The following is a 2,789-nucleotide window of genomic DNA, read 5'->3' on the forward strand; positions in this document are numbered from 1 at the left end:
TGCACGTCGATAACGGCCGCAACCCGTACTACGAGATCGTCTTCAACTTCATCAACTTCCACGTCTACGACGACCTGCAAGTCGGCACGCAGCAGGAAGGCTACAAGGAAGCCTTCGAAGCCACCGGCTTCGACCTGGTTGCCAACTTCGCCTACAACCCGGTCAGGGGAATCGAGTGCGAAATGAAGCCGGGCAAACTGAGTGGCGCTCAGGCCGAACGCATCCTCGGCTACTACCTGACCGTACTGGAAGCGATGGCCAGTGACGCCGATGCCCGTCACGACGAACAGCACTTCCTGAGCGCCGTCGAAGCTCAGCGCGTACTGGTTGATTTCAACGCCACCGCCACCGACTACCCGTGCGATCTGTTGGTGCACCAGCTGTTCGAAGCCCAGGCCGGTCGCACACCGTCGGCGGTCGCCGTGGTATCCGATGGCGTGCCGATGACGTACGCCGAGCTGAATGCCCGCGCCAACCGCCTCGCGCGGCATCTGCGCCAACTGGGCGCAGGCCCGGATGCACTGGTCGGCATCTGCATGGAACGCTCGGCCGACCTGGTGGTGGCGATCTTCGCCGCGCTGAAATCCGGCGCTGCCTACGTCCCGATGGACCCGGCATATCCGAAAGAGCGCCTGAGCTACATGGCCAACGATGCGCAACCGCTGGTGCTGCTGACGCAGAGCCACCTGTGCGGGCACATCGGCGTGGATGGTATTCCGCTGCTGTACATCGATCAGGCAGACGCCCTGCTGGCCGCGTACGATGACCTCAACCTGCAACCGCTCTCAGGTCCGCAAGACCTGATCTATGCAATCTACACCTCCGGCTCCACCGGCCGTCCGAAAGGCACGCTGGTACACCAAAGCGGCTTCACCAACCTGGTGAGCTGGTACATCGTCCAGTTTGGCATCGGCGCGTACGACAAGGTGTTGCTGCTGTCCTCGATCGGTTTCGACCTGACGCAGAAGAACATCTTCTCCGTGCTGCTCGTGGGCGGCCAGTTGCATCTGGAGTCCGGCGCCTATGCACCGGAACGGATCTGGAACACGATCCGCACGCAAGGCATCAGCTACATCAACTGCGCGCCCAGCGCCTTCTATCCGCTGCTGGCCTACTTGTCGGCGGACGAGCAGGCGCCGCTGCGCCAGGTTTTCCTCGGCGGTGAACCGATCCAGTGTCAGCTGCTGCATGAAAAACTCGGCAGCCTGTCGTCGCCACCGCTGATCCACAACACCTACGGCCCGACCGAAGCATCGGACGTGGTGTCCTGGTTCACCTGGGATCCGCGCCAGCAGCGCGGCAGCCTGCCGATCGGCCAGCCGATCGCCAACACCCAGCTGTACATCCTGGATGCGCACCGCAATCCACTGCCGCTGGGTGTGGCCGGCGAGATCTACGTAGGCGGCGACGGCGTCGGCCGCGGCTACCTGCACCGTCCGGAATTGACGGCTGAACGCTTCGTGGCCGACGCCTTCAGCGGCCGTTCCGGTGCCCGCCTGTACAAGACCGGCGATCTGGGGCGCTGGCTGCCGGACGGCACCATCGACTACCTGGGCCGCGATGATTTCCAGGTCAAGCTCCGCGGCTTCCGCGTCGAACTGGGGGAAATCGAAGCGCGGCTGGCCGCCTGCGCCGGCGTCGCCGAAGCAGTGGTGGTAGCGCGTCAGGACGAAGGCCACGATCAGCGCCTGGTGGCCTATGTGGTGCCGGCAGTGGGCGCGGAATTAAGCGCCGCCGGCCTGCGCGGCGCGTTGGCGAGCGAGCTTGCCGAATTCATGGTGCCGAGCGCGTTCGTGCTGATGGCCGCGCTGCCGCAGACACCCAACGGCAAACTGGATCGCAAGGCGCTGCCGGCGCCGGACCAGGATGCCATCGCCCGTCGCGCCTACGAGGCGCCGATCGGGGAAATGGAAACGGCGCTGGCGCAGATTTGGCAGGACCTGCTGGGCATCGAGCGGGTAGGCCGTCGCGACCACTTTTTCGAACTCGGCGGCCATTCGCTGCTGGGGGTGCAGCTCGCGGTACGCATCCGCGAAAAATACGACGTGGACCTGCCTATCGGCCGCCTGTTCGATCAGCCGGTGGTGGCCGATCTGGCCGAGCTGGTCGTGTCCGCACAACTGGCTCTCTATCACGCCAACGACCTCGACGAACTGGATCAGGAGCTGGACGGCCTGAGCGAGGAAGAACTGCGTGCCATTCTGTCTGAAAGTGTGAGCAATGAATAACGATAAGCAAACTCTGCAACAACTGAAGCGTGCCGTGATGCTGCAGCGCCTGCAGCAGAGCCAGGGCGTGCGCAAGGCCGAACTGGCACGCAACGCCATCCTGCCGGTCGATCGCAGCCAACCGCTGGCCCTGTCGTATGCCCAGCAGCGCCTGTGGTTCCTCGACCAGTTCGACCATGCTGCAGGTGCGGCCTACCACATGCCGGCGGCGATGCGTCTGACGGGGCAGCTGGATAAAGCGGTACTGAAGCGGGTATTGGATCGTATCGTGACGCGTCACGAAAGCTTGCGCACCACGTTTGCCGGCGCGGATGGCCAGCCGTTGCAGCAGATCGGCGCCGCCGATGTCGGCATGGTGATTGGCGAATCTGATCTCCGTCATCTGCCGGACGGCGAGCGGGAACAGACCATGCAACGCCTCTCGGATGAGGAAGCGGTGCAGCCGTTCGATCTGGCCGCAGGTCCGCTGATCCGCGGCCAGTTGCTGCGCCTCGCGGAAGACGAACATGTGCTGCTGATTACGCAGCACCACATCATCTCCGATGGCTGGTCGGTCGGTGT

2 protein-coding genes are annotated in these 2,789 nt (G+C 64.0%); both read left to right on the forward strand.

Annotated elements, in window-relative coordinates; all coding sequences use genetic code 11:
• A partial coding sequence (locus E4L98_RS19600; RefSeq protein ID WP_135203232.1) for a non-ribosomal peptide synthetase occupies positions 1-2,228 on the forward strand: 2,228 nt, incomplete at its 5' end.
• Positions 2,221-2,789 (forward strand): condensation domain-containing protein (locus tag E4L98_RS19605; RefSeq protein WP_135203233.1); only part of this gene is annotated, 569 nt, incomplete at its 3' end. The genes E4L98_RS19600 and E4L98_RS19605, both read left to right, overlap by 8 nt.

Source organism: Duganella callida (assembly GCF_004614165.1).
Lineage (GTDB): Bacteria > Pseudomonadota > Gammaproteobacteria > Burkholderiales > Burkholderiaceae_D > Rugamonas > Rugamonas callida.